At 71.3% G+C, this 14,329-nt stretch carries 12 protein-coding genes and 1 pseudogene; 8 read left to right on the top strand and 5 right to left on the bottom strand.

All coding sequences use genetic code 11. The features are described from left to right. Nucleotides 1–244: 244 nt before the first annotated feature. The gene (locus tag KK483_RS33765) at nucleotides 245–1,441 is read right to left on the bottom strand and encodes an IS110 family transposase (protein ID WP_262005470.1); all 1,197 of its coding nucleotides are present in this window, start codon (nucleotides 1,439–1,441) and stop codon (nucleotides 245–247) included. A 214-nt stretch (nucleotides 1,442–1,655) separates the two neighbouring features. Between KK483_RS33765 and KK483_RS33760 the strand changes: the two genes are divergently transcribed. Further along, nucleotides 1,656–2,333, top strand: coding sequence for an NADPH-dependent F420 reductase (locus KK483_RS33760; protein ID WP_262009808.1), 678 nt, complete (start codon nucleotides 1,656–1,658; stop codon nucleotides 2,331–2,333). Nucleotides 2,334–2,394: 61 nt separating this feature from the next. Next, nucleotides 2,395–2,544 (top strand): annotated as a pseudogene (locus tag KK483_RS35580) (LysR family transcriptional regulator); the annotation flags it as partial. Between the two features lie 203 nt (nucleotides 2,545–2,747). Here KK483_RS35580 and KK483_RS33750 read toward each other — a convergent pair. Beyond that, entirely contained in the window at nucleotides 2,748–3,368 is a 621-nt protein-coding gene (locus KK483_RS33750; RefSeq protein WP_262009012.1) for an L-threonylcarbamoyladenylate synthase, read from the bottom strand. A 554-nt stretch (nucleotides 3,369–3,922) separates the two neighbouring features. On the opposite strand from KK483_RS33750, the gene pgm reads away from it, so the two are divergent. Then, entirely contained in the window at nucleotides 3,923–5,563 is a 1,641-nt protein-coding gene (gene pgm / locus KK483_RS33745) for a phosphoglucomutase (alpha-D-glucose-1,6-bisphosphate-dependent) (protein WP_262009011.1), read from the top strand. Nucleotides 5,564–5,658: 95 nt separating this feature from the next. On the opposite strand, the gene KK483_RS33740 is transcribed toward pgm, so the two are convergent. The 3 genes from KK483_RS33740 to KK483_RS33730 all read right to left on the bottom strand — a co-directional run bounded on the left by KK483_RS33740 (nucleotide 5,659) and on the right by KK483_RS33730 (nucleotide 8,166). Continuing rightward, entirely contained in the window at nucleotides 5,659–6,435 is a 777-nt protein-coding gene (locus tag KK483_RS33740) for a hypothetical protein (RefSeq protein ID WP_262009010.1), read from the bottom strand. 94 nt (nucleotides 6,436–6,529) lie between these two features. Further along, nucleotides 6,530–7,399 carry an SMP-30/gluconolactonase/LRE family protein gene (locus tag KK483_RS33735; protein WP_262009009.1) on the bottom strand — a complete coding sequence of 290 codons (870 nt, stop codon included), beginning with the start codon at nucleotides 7,397–7,399 and terminating at the stop codon, nucleotides 6,530–6,532. Then, nucleotides 7,396–8,166, bottom strand: coding sequence for an IclR family transcriptional regulator (locus KK483_RS33730; protein ID WP_262009008.1), 771 nt, complete (start codon nucleotides 8,164–8,166; stop codon nucleotides 7,396–7,398). Before KK483_RS33730 ends, KK483_RS33735 begins: the two co-directional genes overlap by 4 nt. A 207-nt stretch (nucleotides 8,167–8,373) precedes the next feature. Between KK483_RS33730 and KK483_RS33725 the strand changes: the two genes are divergently transcribed. The 5 genes from KK483_RS33725 (at nucleotide 8,374) to mmsA (ending at nucleotide 14,271) form a co-directional block, all read left to right on the top strand. Continuing rightward, nucleotides 8,374–9,522, top strand: coding sequence for a mandelate racemase/muconate lactonizing enzyme family protein (locus KK483_RS33725; protein WP_262009007.1), 1,149 nt, complete (start codon nucleotides 8,374–8,376; stop codon nucleotides 9,520–9,522). Then, entirely contained in the window at nucleotides 9,519–10,529 is a 1,011-nt protein-coding gene (locus tag KK483_RS33720; protein WP_262009006.1) for a zinc-binding dehydrogenase, read from the top strand. Before KK483_RS33725 ends, KK483_RS33720 begins: the two co-directional genes overlap by 4 nt. A gap of 111 nt (nucleotides 10,530–10,640) precedes the next feature. After that, nucleotides 10,641–11,615, top strand: coding sequence for a hypothetical protein (locus KK483_RS33715; protein WP_399015731.1), 975 nt, complete (start codon nucleotides 10,641–10,643; stop codon nucleotides 11,613–11,615). Between the two features lie 5 nt (nucleotides 11,616–11,620). Further along, complete coding sequence (gene chvE / locus KK483_RS33710) at nucleotides 11,621–12,727, top strand: multiple monosaccharide ABC transporter substrate-binding protein (protein WP_262009004.1); 1,107 nt, start codon at nucleotides 11,621–11,623, stop codon at nucleotides 12,725–12,727. Next, complete coding sequence (mmsA, locus tag KK483_RS33705) at nucleotides 12,724–14,271, top strand: multiple monosaccharide ABC transporter ATP-binding protein (RefSeq protein WP_262009003.1); 1,548 nt, start codon at nucleotides 12,724–12,726, stop codon at nucleotides 14,269–14,271. The genes chvE and mmsA overlap by 4 nt, the downstream gene beginning before the upstream one ends. Nucleotides 14,272–14,329: the final 58 nt, after the last annotated feature.

Genomic DNA, 14,329 nt, shown 5'->3' with positions numbered 1-14,329 from the left:
AGTGTCTGCTCCAGGACCGGCTGGCGGAGGCCGGTGCGGCGGTGCTGGTGGCTGAGGAAGCCGGCCCGACCGTGGTCCGACGGTAGGGGCCGGGAGGCCCGGCAGGGTTCCTGGGCGCCCCGGCGGGAACACACGGGCCGCTCCCGGCGCTGTCAACGGACGGCGGGTACGACGGGCCGAGCGACACCGTCAGACCCGCCCAGGAGAGACACGACCACCGTCGAAGGACATCCCAATCGTGTTGTCAAGGCGCGGACGTGACGGGAGGTGAAGCGTGATAGCACGCTCCGTCACGGATCATGGCCCACAGGACGTTGAGGCGCCGGCGGGCGAGAGCGAGCAGGGCCTGCTTGTGACCCTTGCCTTCGCTCCGCTTTCGCCGGTAGTACGCCTTGGAGGCCGGGCATGCCGGCAGGCTGGCCATCGCCGAGAGGTACATGGCACGCAGCAGCCCGCGGTGATAGCGGCGGGGTCTGCGCAGGTTGCCGCTGACACGGCCGGAGTCACGAGGCTGCGGAGCCAGGCCGGCGAACCCGGCCAGGCGGTCGGCGCTGCCGAAGGCGTCCATGTCGCCGCCGGTCGTGGCGATGAACTCGGCCCCGAGTTTGGGCCCCATGCCGGGCAGGCTGAGGATCACCTCGGCGTGGGGATGCTCGCGAAACCGGACCTCGATGAGGTCGTCGAGCTCGGCGATCTCTTCATCGAGGGCCATCACCCCCTTCGCGAGGCGGGCCACCATAGCTGCGGCCAGCGCCTCGCCAGGCAGTGCGGTCATCTGGGCCTGGGCCGCTTCCACGGCCATCTTTGCGACGGCGGCGGCACTGCGGACCTTGCGGTTCTTCAGCCAAGTCTCGATCCGCTGAGCGCCTGCACGGCGGATCGCAGCCGGAGTCTGATAGCCCCTCAGCAGCGTGACATGTCCCTTCTTCATGAGGTCCACGGAACGCTCCAACGCTGGGAAGATCTCCAGAAGTTGTGCCCTCAGCCGGTTGATCTGCCGGGTGCGGTCAAAGACGACGTCCAGGCGCCGGGTGGTCAGCGTGCGCAGATCGACAGCCAGCTCGTCCCCGGGCCGCAGCACCCCCAGATCGCGGCGGACACGGGCCTGGTCCGCGATGACGAAGGCATCCCGCTCGTCCGTCTTTCCCTCACCCCGGTAAGACGCCGAGGCCCGATGCACGGCAAGACCGGTGAGGTAGGTCATGGACTGGTCGTGCGAGAGCAGCAGCCCGATCAGCAGGGCGGCGCCGCCGTGGTTCAGATCGACCGCCCACAGCACGTCGGTGGATATCGCCAGGACATCCCCGATCAGCTCCAGCAGTTCGGACTCGTCATTCTCGACGCGGCGGGACAGCAGCCGTTCGCCGTCCGTGTTGATCACCATCGCATGGTGGTGCGTCTTGCCGATGTCCACTCCGGCCCAGATCTCGGGCACGGTCACCTCCGCCAGCTCGTCGTTACGTCAACCCAGCAGACGACCTCGCCGACGTTGTCCTATGCAGCGATCGAATCGCGTCTCCCAATTGGCGGTCGAGTCGTCGCGAGGCCCGAGGCGGCCATGTCCTTCAAGCCATCCAGCGGCTCACCCATGACAGCCATACCCCGGACCCCTGGGCCTCACCGATCTTACGAATGACCAGTTCAGACCCACATCAATAGATAGGACATCCATGAAGATCGGCATCATCGGCGCAGGAAACATCGGCGGCAACCTCACCCGCCGGCTCACCGCGCTCGGGCACGACGTGTCCGTCGCGAACTCCCGCGGCCCCGAGACCCTGACCGCACTCGCCGAGGAGACCGGCGCCACGCCGGTCACCGCCACCGAGGCGGCCCGCGACGCGCAGATCGTCGTCGTCACCGTCCCGGTCAAGCGCGTCCCCGACCTGCCGTCCGGCCTGTTCGACCACGCGGCCGAGGGCGTCGCGGTCATCGACACCGGCAACTACTACCCGAGAGAGCGCGACGGCCGGATCGCCGCCATCGAGGACGGCGGGCTGACCGAGAGCCGCTGGACCGAGCGGCAGATCGGCCACCCGGTGATCAAGGCGTTCAACGGCACCTATGCGCAGGACATCATCGAACGGGCCCGGCCGGCGGGCCACCCCGACCGGATGGCCGTTCCGGTGGCCGGTGACGACGAGACGGCAAAGAAGGCCGTACGCGCCCTCATCGACGAGCTCGGCTTCGACACGGTCGACGCCGGCGGGATCGACGACTCCTGGCGCCAGCAGCCCGACACGCCCGTCTACGGCCTGCGCGCCGGCGCCGCGGAGGTGACCGAGGCGCTCGCCGACGCCTCGCCGGAGCGCACGGCGGCCTTCCGGGGGTGAGGCGTCCCACGTCAGGCGGGGTACGGGCCGGCGGACGGACGTTCCCCGCGGCGTCCGGCTCCGGGTGTCCACGGGCCTGAGGCACTCGCTGCTCGCCGAGGTACGGGCCGGCCGCCACGACCTGGTCATCGCCACGTCGCGCCCGCGCGGGCGGACCCTGAGCGCCGTGCCGCCGGCGGGCGAGGAGTTCGTCCTCGTCGCCGCGCCCGAGTGGGCCGAGCGCATCGGGGACCGGCCGGCCGCCGAGGGGACCGGTGTGCTGCACACCGTCCCGCTGGTCACGTACGCGGAGGATCTGCCGATCAGCACCGCGTACCTCGTCCACCGCGCGGGAACTCCGGCACTCCGCACGTCACCCGGGTACGCGCCCGTCTCCCGCGGGCGGGCGCCACCTGGTGACGCGGGATCCGGCCGCTACTCGAACCGCGAGATGTCGCCCGCCCCCCGGCGGACGATCTCGGGCTCTCCGCCGGAGAAGTCGATGACCGTGGTCGGCTCGGTGCCGCAGTCGCCGGAGTCGAGCACGGCGTCCACCGCGTGGTCGAGCCTTTCCTTGATCTCCCACCCCTGAGTCAGCGGCTCGTCCTCGCCGGGCAGCAGCAGGGTGCTGGAGACCAGCGGCTCGCCGAGTTCGGCGACCAGGGCCTGCGCGACGACATGGTCGGGGATGCGCACGCCGACCGTCTTCTTCCTGGGGTGCTGGAGCTGGCGCGGCACTTCCTTCGTCGCGCGGAGGATGAAGGTGTAACTGCCGGGTGTCGCGGCCTTGATGGCGCGGAAGACGTCGTTGTCGACCTGCACGAACTGGCCCAGTTGCGCGAAGTTCTGGCACACGAGGGTGAAGTGGTGGCGCTCGTCGAGGTCGCGGATCGACCGGATGCGGTCGATGCCCTCGCGGCTGCCCAGCCGGCAGCCCAGCGCGAAGCAGGAGTCGGTCGGGTACACGACGAGCGCGTCCGACCGGATACTGTCGGCCACCGTGCTGATGGTGCGCCGCTGCGGGTTCTCGGGGTGGACGTCGAAGTACTTCGCCATCCCGCGAGTCTAGGCCGTGTCTGACAAATCCCGCCTGGCGCGCGACGTCCGGCACGCCTTCACCCGTAGTCCTTCGGGCACGGGAGGTGCCCCCACGCTGCGTTGTCGGAGTCATCCAAGTACGTCCAGTACGAGGATGATCCTCCGCTGTGCGATTGCACGCACCGGACGCCGCGCACCCCGCCCTGCGGGCGGACGGCGCCATGTGTCGGACACGGCCTGGGGAGGTATCCGGTGGATCAGACTGGACCAGCAAGCGGCGTCCAGCAGCTTCGGATCCAAGGCGGAGGAGGGAGACAACGCGGTGGGAGTCCCTCCCGTGCCCGGAGGGCTACGGGGGAGTTGGCGACCGACGACAACGCGGAAGACGGAGCCGCAGGGCGTCGCGAGCCCAGCATGACCCACCGGACACCCCCTAGGGCGGTGACCGGGGACGGGCCGGTGGTCGGGCCGTGCGTACCCTTCGTGGCGGAGGGGCGGCGGGACGAAGCAGGACCGACGAGCGATCATTGTCCGTGGACTGATCGCACCGACCGACGTGGAGGAGTGGACGGATGCCGAACGAGCGGGCGGGACAGCCGGCACGGCCGGAGGACCTCATCGATGTGGCCCGGCTGGTGACCGCGTACTACGCCCTGCACCCCGACCCGGCCGAACCCGCCCAGCGTGTCGCCTTCGGCACGTCGGGGCACCGGGGGTCCTCGCTGGCCACCGCCTTCAACGAGGACCACATCGCCGCCACCGCCCAGGCGATCTGCGAGTACCGGGCCGGACAGGGCATCGACGGGCCGCTGTTCCTCGGCGCCGACACGCATGCGCTCTCCGAGCCCGCCCGGGTGACCGCCGTGGAGGTCTTCGCGGCGAACGGCGTCACCGTCCTCGTCGACACCGCCGACGGGTACACGCCCACCCCGGCCGTCTCGCACGCCATCCTCGCGCACAACCGCGGGCGCACCGCCGGCCTCGCCGACGGCGTCGTGGTCACGCCCTCGCACAATCCGCCGGCCGACGGCGGCTTCAAGTACAACCCGCCGAACGGCGGGCCGGCCGGCTCCGATGCGACCGGCTGGATCCAGGACCGCGCGAACCAGATCATCACGGGCGGTCTGAAGGACGTACGGCGGCTGCCCTACGCCCGGGCCCTCGCCGCGGAGACCACGGGTCGCTACGACTTCCTCGGCGCCTATGTGGCGGACCTGCCGTCCGTGCTGGACCTGGACGCCGTGCGCGCCGCGGGGGTGCGGATCGGCGCCGATCCGCTGGGCGGCGCGTCCGTCGCGTACTGGGGCCGGATCGCCGAGGAGCACGGCCTCGACCTGACCGTCGTCAACCCGCACACCGACCCCACCTGGCGGTTCATGACGCTGGACTGGGACGGCAAGATCCGGATGGACTGCTCGTCGCCGTACGCCATGGCGTCGCTGATCGAGGGCCGCGACCGCTTCCAGCTCGCCACCGGCAATGACGCCGACGCCGACCGGCACGGCATCGTCACCCCGGACGGCGGGCTGATGAACCCCAACCACTACCTCGCCACCGCCATCGCCTATCTCTTCCGCCACCGCGAGCAGTGGCCGGCCGGGGCCGGCGTCGGAAAGACGCTGGTGTCGTCGGGCATGATCGACCGGGTGGCGGCCGACCTGGGCCGGGAGCTGGTGGAAGTGCCGGTCGGTTTCAAGTGGTTCGTGGACGGGCTGGAGAACGGCACGATCGGGTTCGGCGGTGAGGAGTCCGCCGGCGCCTCGTTCCTGCGCCGTGACGGCTCGGTGTGGACGACCGACAAGGACGGCATCCTGCTGGCCCTGCTGGCGTCCGAGATGCTGGCCGTGACGGAGCGCACGCCGAGCGAGCACTACGCCTCGCTCACGGCCCGGTTCGGCGAACCCGCCTACGCCCGGGTCGACGCCCCCGCGACCCGCGAGGAGAAGGCCGTCCTCGGGCGGCTGTCTCCCGGCCAGGTGACGACCGAGACGCTGGCCGGGGAGCCGATCACCGCGGTGCTCACCGAGGCTCCGGGGAACGGGGCGGCCATCGGCGGCATCAAGGTGACCACCGCCAACGCCTGGTTCGCCGCCCGCCCTTCGGGCACCGAGGACGTCTACAAGGTGTACGCCGAGTCCTTCCTCGGGCCCGACCATCTGGCGCGTGTGCAGGAGGAGGCCCGGTCCGTCGTGTCGGCGGCACTGGGCAGTTGACGGCCCCGGCCGGCCGACCCGCCGGCCGACGCGCCGGTCGATGCGCCGGTCGATGCGCCGGCCGACGTCCGGTCAGTGCCCGGTCGGTGCACCGGTCACACCGGCCTCGGGCCCCTCGCGGGCTCGAGGCCGTCGCCTCCGGCCCGCAGCAGCCGCAGGAACGCCTTCACACCGGCGATGATCTCCTGGTCGTCGGTGAGGCGGTTCACCGTCGACTCGAACTCCCGGCCGAGCGCGGCGATCCTGCGGTCGGCCGCGTCCGCCCGCTCGTACGACGCCACGCCCAGCGCGTCCGCCGTGCGCCGCAGTTCGGCGAGGGCCCGGTACTGCTCCTCCCCCTTGCCCTCCAGCACCGTCATCCCGGCCTCCAGGCGGTCCACCCGTGCGCGCAGCTCCACCACGTCGTCGCGCGGATGCGTCACGTCCTTGAGCAGCACGCCGAGGCGCCGCCGCAGCTGGGTGAAGTAGGCGCCCGCAGGCCGGAAGAAGGTGCTCAGCAGGAAGAACCCGGCGAACCAGTAGCCGGCCGGCTGTCCCGTCGCCACGGTGACCGCCACCACCCCGGCCGCGGTCAGGACATGGCCCGCGACGGCCGCCCTGAGCATCGTCCGCGCGATGCGCCGGGCCTCGGCGTCGCGCGCCGAGGAGACGGCGATGCCCTTCTCCCGGCTCACGGCGATCTCGGAGAGGACCGCATGCGCCCGGAAGTACAGGTTCCATGGCACGGTCAGGAGAACGAGCAGCCAGAGCAGGGCGAGTACACCGGCGGCCGCCCCCAGCACCACCGCAGGCGGCGCCCCCACGGCATGGGCCAGGATCAGTGCCGCGGCGGCCACCACCACCGCCAGTACCGCGCCGAAGAACTTCCCCATGCCGTCCTCCCCCGAGAGAGCCGCTCGGCGCGGCCGCCGCCGCACCGTCGTTCATGCTCCCGCCGAGGCGGGCGACGCGCATGAGTAGCGGTACTCAGCCGGCGAAGGGCGTGCCCGTCAGCCCCTGGCCCGCGGCGGGGAGGACCAGCAGCGAACCGGCGAGCGGATGCGGCCGGGTGAGACCGGTGCGGGCCGTGGTGACATAGAGGTCGCGCAGGCCCGGGCCGCCGAAGGCGCAGGCGGTGGGGCGGCTCACGGGCAGTTCGACGACGCGGTCGAGCGTGCCGTCCGGTGTGTAGCGGCGGACCGCCGCGCCGTCCCACAGCGCGACCCACACACAGCCGTCGGCGTCGACGGTCAGGCCGTCGGGGAACCCGGCACCCTCCTCGATACGGACGAACGGCCGCCGGTTCACCGCGCGTCCGGCCGTGTGGTCGAGGACGTCGACCCGGCGGGTGGGGCTGTCGATGTAGTACATGAGCCGGCCGTCCGGGCTCCAGCCGGTGCCGTTGCTGACGGCGACGTCCGGGAGCTGCTCGGTGACGGTGCCGTCCGGGGCGATGCGGGTGAGGCTTCCGCCGCCCGGGGCCTCGTCGTAGCGCATGGTGCCGGCCCAGAGCGATCCGTCGGGGGCGACGGCGGCGTCGTTGCCGCGGCGGCCGGGCACGGGGGCGTGGACCAGCCAGCGGAAGGAGGCGCCGTCCGGGCCGTACAGCCCGATGCCGTCCCTGAGGTTGGCCACCAGGCCGCCGCCGGCGCGTGGCTTCACGGCGCCGACGTGCTGTTCGGTGGCCATGACGGTGCGACGGCCGCTCGCGGGGTCGTAGGTGTGGATGCGCGAGGAGAGGATGTCGACCCAGAGGAGCCGGCCGGTCGCCGGGTCCCAGGTGGGGCCCTCGCCGAGCGCCGCCTGCTCCCGGACCGCGGGCTCGTACGTCGGCCCGGAGGTCGTCCGGCGCCTCACCAGGACCCCCGGTGGCCCAGGCGGACCGACAGGTCGGCGGCGCCCTTCGCGGCGAGCTCGGCGAGTTCGCTCTCCCGCTGGTCGCTCCAGCGGCTCATCGGCACGGAGATGGAGAGCGCGGCGACCACGTGTCCGGCGCTGTCGCGGACCGGGGCGGCCACACAGCTGACGTCCGGGTTGGACTCCTGGTGCTCGACGGCGATGCCGCGGGCCCTGATGGCGGCGAGCGCGTCGCGCAGTGCGTCCGGGTCGGTGATGCTGTTGGCGGTCATCGCCGTGAACTCCCGTCCCGCCATGCGGGCTTCGAGCTCTGCCTCGGGCAGGCTCGCGAGCAGCATCTTGCCGACCGAGGTGCAGTGCGCGGGCAGTCTGCGCCCCGCCGCGGAGACCATGCGGACGGCGTGGGTGGAGTCCACCTTGGCGATGTAGATGACGTCGGTGTCCTCCAGGACGGCGACGTGGACGGTCTCGTCGCAGGTGTCGGCGACCTCGCGGGCGACCTGTCTGCCCTCGGCGGCGAGGTCGAGCTGTTCCGCGTACCGGCTGCCGAGCTGGTAGGTGCGCACACCGAGCCGGTAGTGGCCGGGCTGCTCGGGGACGGGCACCAGGTAGGAGCGGGTGGCGAGGGTGGTGAGCAGCTCGTGCACGGTGGTGCGCGGCAGTTGGAGCCTGCGGGTCACGTCGGGGGCGGAGAGCGCCCCGTCGCCTTCGAGGAAGAGCTCCAGTATGTCCAGCGCCCTGGTCACCGCCGGCACCAGTCGTCCCATGGCCGACCTCCCACCCCACGCGTTCGAAACCTCGGTCAACGATCGGTATTGCGAACACAGGTTAAGCACAGCTCCGTTCGAGGGGCAATGCTCCAGGCCCGGGCATCGTTGTGCGCGAACCATTGACACCCCTCGGCCTGCCTGAATACGGTCGCGCCACGATTTCGAACGTGTGACGAAATACCGAACAACCAAGGGGCAATCGCCTTGCGCATTACGGGAATCAGCACGCACGTCGTCGGGACGCCCTGGCGCAATCTCACCTACGTCCTGGTCCACACCGACGAGGGCCTCACCGGAGTCGGCGAGACCCGGATGCTGGGCCGCACCGACGCGCTCGTCGGCTACCTCCGCGAGGCGGAGGCCAACCACATCGCCGGTTCGGACCCGTTCGCGGTCGAGGACCTCGTCCGCCGCATGAAGTACGGCGACTACGGACGCGCGGGCGAGATCGTGATGTCCGGTATCGCCGTGGTGGAGATGGCCTGCTGGGACATCAAGGGCAAGGCGCTCGGCGTGCCGGTGTGGCAGCTGCTCGGCGGCAAGGTCACCGACCGGGTGAAGGCGTACGCGAACGGCTGGTACACGACCGAGCGGACCCCGGAGGCGTACCACGAGGCCGCCCGGGAGGTCGTCGCACGCGGTTACCGGGCGCTGAAGATCGACCCGTTCGGCACCGGCCACTTCGAGCTCGACCACGAGCAGACCCGGTACGCCGTGTCGCTGATCGAGGCCGTACGGGACGCCATCGGCCCCGAGGCCGAGCTGATGCTGGAGATGCACGGCCGCTTCTCGCCCTCGACCGCCGTACGGCTGGCACGCGAACTGGCCCCGTTCCGGCCCGCGTGGCTGGAGGAGCCGGTGCCGCCGGAGAACCTCAAGGCGCTGGAGAAGGTCGCCGCCAAGGTGGACATGCCGATCGCGACCGGTGAGCGCATCCACGACCGGATCGAGTTCCGCGAGCTCTTCGAGTCGCAGGCCGCCGACATCATCCAGCCGGACGTCGGCCACATCGGCGGCATCCTGGAGACGCGCAAGCTCGCCGCGACCGCCGAGACGCACTACACGCTCATCGCCCCGCACAACGTCGGCGGCTCGGTCCTGACGGCCGCCTCGCTGCAACTCGGCGCCTGCACCCCCAACTTCAAGATCCTGGAGCACTTCAACGACTTCGCGGACGCGGAGATCAAGAAGGTGGTGCGCGGGGCGCCCCAGGTCGTCGACGGCTACTTCGAGGTCTCGCACGCGCCAGGTCTCGGCGTCGAGCTGGACGTGGACGCGGCGGCCGAGTTCCCGCAGCAGAAGGCGCGCTTCGACCTGTGGGCCGAGGGCTGGGAGAGGAGGGCGCCCAAGTGACCCGGGCCATCGTCGTGGACGGGCCGCGCGCGCACCGGCTCGTCCGGCGCGGCACGGAGGCACCGGGGCGGGACGAGGTGCGGGTACGGGTCGCCGCAGCCGGCATCTGCATGAGCGACCGCGAGGTCTACGACGGCCATCGCGACGCCGACTATGTCCGCTACCCGGTCGTGCCAGGACACGAGTGGTCCGGCACGGTCGAGGCGGTGGGCGAGGGCGTCGACCCGGCGCTGGTGGGCCGCAAGACCGTCGCCGAGGGCTTCCGCGCCTGCGGTGTGTGCGAGCGGTGCCGCGAGGGCGACACCAATCTCTGCACGAGCGGCTACGACGAGACGGGCTTCACCCGGCCCGGTGCCTTCGCCGACCATGTCACCGTCCCCGCCCGGCTGCTGCACCTCCTGCCCGACGACGCCGACCTGCGGGCGGCGGCCCTGCTGGAGCCCGCCGCGGTGGTCGCCGCGGCGGTGCGGGCGGGCGAGCCGCGCCCCGGGGAGCGGATCGCGGTCGTCGGCGCCGGGACGCTCGGCCTGCTCGCCGTGCAGCTGCTGGCCGCGCACTCCCCCGCCCTGCTGACCGCGATCGACCCGAGGCAGAGCCGCGGCCGGCAGGCGCTGCGCTTCGGCGCGGGCGAAGCGCTCGCCCCGGGCGAGGCGGCGGAACGTGCCGGGCGATACGACCTGGTGGTGGAGACGGCGGGCGCACCGAGCACCGCGCAGGACGCCTGTGCGCTGGCCCGCAGGGGCGGGCGGGTGGTGCTGACCGGGATGTTCGCCCCGGGGGCGACCGGGATCGACCCCGTCGCGCTGTCGCTCGCCCAGCTCACCGTGCGCAGCGTCTTCGGCGCGTCGTCGGCGGCCTGGGCCGCCGCCGTACGGGCCTTCGGCCTCGGGCTGCTGGACCCCGCCCCACTGATCACACACGAGTATCCGCTGGAGCGGTTCGGCGACGCCATCGCCCTTGTCGGCAGCGGGGATCCGAAGGCCGGGAAGGTGCTCCTGCGCCCGTGACGCACGCGCGGCGACGCCCCGGCGGTGCGGGGCCGACGGTTCCGCACCGCCTCGTACCGCCCCGTACCCCCAGGCCCGAACCCTGTCCGAAATATCGAACATTGGAGTTCCGTGACAGCCCCCTCGACCCCGCGCCGACCCGGCGCCGAGGCGTTCGCCCGCATCGGCCACGCCCTGCCGGACACCGACCCCTCCGACGCCTCACCGCACGCCTTCCCCGACGGCGGCACCTGGCGCACCGAGATCCCCTCCGTCGAGGGGCCCGAGGCGCTGGCCGTCGTGCTCGAGGAGAGCGCCCGCCGGGATCTGCCGGTGCACCGCATCAGCCAGGGCAGCGGCATCTGGATGCTCAGCGACGCGGAGATCACCGAGATGGTGGGGGCGTGCGCCGAACGCTCCATCGAGCTCTGCCTGTTCACCGGCCCCCGCGGCACCTGGGACATCGGCGCCGCGACCCGGACCGACTCGGGCGGCGCCGGGCTGCGCGCCCGCGGCCATGACGCGCTCGCCGGCTGCGTCGAGGACGCGCTGCGCGCCGTGGAGCTGGGGGTGCGCTGCCTGCTCGTGGCCGACGAGGGCGTGCTGTGGACGCTGCACCGGCTGCGGGCCGCGGGCGCCCTGCCCGCGGACACCACCTTCAAGGTGTCCGCGCTGATCGGTCCGGTCAACCCCGCGGCGTACGCCGTCCACGAACGGCTCGGCGCCGACTCCCTCAACATCCCGTCCGACCTCGCCCTCGCCCATCTCACCGAGATCCGGCGGGTCAGCCGAGCCCCCATGGACCTCTATGTCGAGGCGCCCGACGACCTCGGCGGCTACGTCCGGATGTACGAGGCGGCCGAGCTGATCCGCCGAGGCGCGCCGCTCTACCTCAAGTTCGGGCTCTCCCGCTCCCCCGGCATCTACCCGTACGGCGCCCAGCTGCGCGACATCGCGCTGGCCACCGCCCGGGAACGGGTACGGCGCGGCCGGCTCGTCCTCGATCTGCTGGCCCGGCACGGCGCCGACGGCGGGATGTCCCCGCTCGGCTCCCGCCTGCCCGGCGAGCTCCACCGGTTCCCCGTCACCCACCCCGAGAAGGACTGAGCGCCATGCGTATCTCCCGAGCCGCGACCACCGCCCTCACCGCCTCCGCACTCGCCCTCGCCCTGACCGCCTGCGGCCAGAGCGGCACGGGCGGCAGCAAGGAGGAGAAGTCCGCCGAGGAGTCGACGGTCGGCATCGCGATGCCGACCAAGTCGTCCGAGCGGTGGATAGCCGACGGCCAGAACATGGTCGCGGAGTTCAAGAAGCTCGGCTACAAGACGGATCTGCAGTACGGCGAGGACGACGTCGACCAGCAGGTCTCGCAGATCGAGAACATGATCACCAAGGGGGTGGACGTCCTGGTGGTCGCGGCCATCGACGGTCGGGCGCTCTCCGACGTGCTGCGCCAGGCCGCCGACCAGGGCGTGAAGGTGATCTCGTACGACCGGCTCATCCTCGGCTCGCCGAACGTCGACTACTACGCCTCCTTCGACAACGAGAAGGTCGGCGTCCTCCAGGCCACGTACATGATCGAGAAGCTCGGGCTGAAGGACGGGGCGAAGAAGGGCCCGTTCACCGTCGAGCTGTTCGCCGGCTCGCCGGACGACAACAACACCCGGTACTTCTTCGAGGGCGCCTGGAAGACCCTCAAGCCGTTCATCGACAGCAAGCAGCTCGTCGTCCGGAGCGGGCAGACGAAGCTGGAGCAGATCACCACGCTGCGCTGGGACGGCGGCACCGCCCAGAAGCGCATGGACGACCTGCTGACGAAGGCGTACGGCTCCGAGAGCGTGGACGCGGTCCTCTCCCCGTACGACGGGATCTCGATCGGCATCCTGTCCGCGCTCAAGTCGGACGGGTACGGGACGGCGGCGAAGCCCTACCCCGTGGTCACCGGCCAGGACGCCGAGGTGGCGTCCGTGAAGTCGATCATCGCGGGCCAGCAGACGCAGACGGTCTACAAGGACACCCGGGCGCTGGCCAAGCAGGCCGTGCAGATGGCCGACGCCGTGCTGAACGACAAGAAGCCCGAGGTGAACGACACCACGACCTACAACAACGAGATCAAGGTCGTGCCGTCCTTCCTCCTCGACCCGGTCAGCGTCGACAAGACCAACTACCAGTCGGTCCTGGTCGATTCGGGCTACATCAAGGCGAGTGACCTGAAGTGACGCCACCCGTCCTCGAGATGCGCTCGATCGTCAAGACCTTCCCCGGGGTCCGGGCGCTCTCCGACGTCACGCTCACCGTCGCCGAGGGGGAGGTCCACGCCGTCTGCGGGGAGAACGGCGCCGGCAAGTCCACGCTGATGAAGGTCCTCAGCGGGGTCCACCCGCACGGGAGTTACGAGGGCGAGATCCGCTTCCGCGGCGAGACCTGCGCGTTCCGGGACATCCGGGCGAGCGAGCGGCGCGGCATCGTCATCATCCACCAGGAACTCGCCCTGGTGCCCTATCTCTCCATCGCCGAGAACATCTTCCTCGGCAACGAGCACGCCCGGCGCGGGGTGATCAGCTGGAGCGAGACCCTGCGGCACGCGGCGGCGCTGCTCAAGCGGGTGGGCCTCGACGAGCATCCGCAGACGCGGGTCGCCGACATCGGCGTCGGCAAGCAGCAGTTGGTGGAGATCGCGAAGGCGCTCTCGAAGGAGGTGAAGCTGCTGATCCTCGACGAGCCGACCGCCGCGCTCAACGACGAGGACTCGGCGAAACTCCTCGATCTGATCCTGGGGCTGAAGCAGCAGGGCATCACCTCGATCATCATCTCGCACAAGCTCAACGAGATCGCGCGGGTGGCCGACTCGGTCACGATCATCCGCGACGGCCGCACCATCGAGACCCTGGACGTGCGGGCCGAGTCGACGACCGAGGACCGGATCATCCGGGGCATGGTCGGCCGCGATCTCGACCACCGCTTCCCCGAGCGGACCCCGTACGAGGGCGACGCCGGCGCGCATCCTGCGCTTGAGGTGCGCGACTGGACCGTGCACCACCCCATCGACCAGCAGCGCAAGGTGGTCGACGGGGTCTCGCTCCGGGTCCGGCGCGGTGAGATCGTCGGTGTCGCGGGGCTGATGGGCGCGGGCCGCACCGAGCTGGCGATGAGCCTGTTCGGACGCTCCTACGGCCGGGGCATCAGCGGCACCGTCCTCAAGGACGGCCGGGAGATCCGCACCCGTACCGTCCCCGAGGCCGTCGGACACGGCATCGCGTACGTCACCGAGGACCGCAAGCACTACGGCCTCAACCTCATCGACACCATCGGCCGGAACATCACCCTGAGCGCGCTGCCCAAGGTGTCCCGGCGCGGTGTCGTCGACGAGCACGAGGAGACCCGCGTTGCCGAGTCGTACCGCCGCACCATGAACATCAAGGCACCGACCGTCTTCGAGCAGGCCGGCCGGCTCTCCGGCGGCAACCAGCAGAAGGTCGTCCTCAGCAAGTGGATCTTCGCGGGTCCCGATGTGCTGATCCTCGACGAGCCGACGCGCGGCATCGACGTCGGGGCGAAGTACGAGATCTACACCGTCATCGACCGCCTCGCCGCCGAGGGCAAGGCCGTCGTCTTCATCTCCTCCGAACTGCCCGAACTCCTCGGGATGTGCGACCGCATCTACACGATGTCGGCCGGCCGGCTAACCGGCGAGATCCCGCGTCATGAGGCAACCCAGGAAATCCTGATGCGCCATATGACCGTGGCTCCTCCCCCCAGGTAAACGAGGGGGCTTCTCACTCGGCCGCTCCGCGACCTCATGACGGCCAAGCCCTGACCGC

The organism is Streptomyces sp. FIT100 (assembly GCF_024584805.1).
GTDB lineage: Bacteria > Actinomycetota > Actinomycetes > Streptomycetales > Streptomycetaceae > Streptomyces.
The sequence above is the reverse complement of the archived record's forward strand: the minus strand, read 5'-3'. Positions and strand labels throughout refer to the sequence as shown.

What these genes read in the sequence shown, in the direction of transcription:
- KK483_RS33750 (WP_262009012.1), bottom strand. Translation starts at nt 3,368, where the DNA reads ATGGCGAAGTACTTCGACGTCCACCCCGAGAACCCGCAGCGGCGCACC.
- pgm (WP_262009011.1), top strand. Translation starts at nt 3,923, where the DNA reads ATGCCGAACGAGCGGGCGGGACAGCCGGCACGGCCGGAGGACCTCATC.
- KK483_RS33740 (WP_262009010.1), bottom strand. Translation starts at nt 6,435, where the DNA reads ATGGGGAAGTTCTTCGGCGCGGTACTGGCGGTGGTGGTGGCCGCCGCG.
- KK483_RS33730 (WP_262009008.1), bottom strand. Translation starts at nt 8,166, where the DNA reads ATGGGACGACTGGTGCCGGCGGTGACCAGGGCGCTGGACATACTGGAG.
- chvE (WP_262009004.1), top strand. Translation starts at nt 11,621, where the DNA reads ATGCGTATCTCCCGAGCCGCGACCACCGCCCTCACCGCCTCCGCACTC.